Here is a 359-nt window from a genome sequence, read left to right as displayed (position 1 = left end):
GCGGCCGCTGCCGCGCGCGACGCGCGGGACGGCGCGCTCGAAGAGCTCGAACGGCTTGAGTTGCAGGAAAAGCATTTCGCGGAGAACCACAAGGTCGTCACGACCGCCGACGTGCTGGCGGCGCGCGCGCGTCGCGACGGCGCATGGGGCGATGTCCGCAGCGGTGCCGTGGATCTCGCGACGGGCGCGCCGGCGGTCGACGACGCGATCCGTCTCGCCGACGAGCTCGTCGATGCGCAGCTCGGCGCGACCCAGGCCGCGGCGACGCTGCAGTCGCTGCGTCAGCAGGTCGAATCCGCGCGCGCGGGCGTGGCGCGCCGGCAGGCTGCGCTGGACGAACGCGAGCGCGAACTCGCCGC

The 359-nt window shown here is 74.7% G+C and carries 1 pseudogene; it reads left to right on the top strand.

What is annotated here, in order from left to right:
- Positions 1–359, top strand: a pseudogene (locus A9Z05_RS37515) (chromosome segregation protein SMC); the annotation flags it as partial.

The organism is Burkholderia sp. A2 (genome assembly GCF_001729305.1).
GTDB classification, from domain to species: domain Bacteria; phylum Pseudomonadota; class Gammaproteobacteria; order Burkholderiales; family Burkholderiaceae; genus Burkholderia; species Burkholderia sola.
The sequence above is the reverse complement of the archived record's forward strand: the minus strand, read 5'-3'. Positions and strand labels throughout refer to the sequence as shown.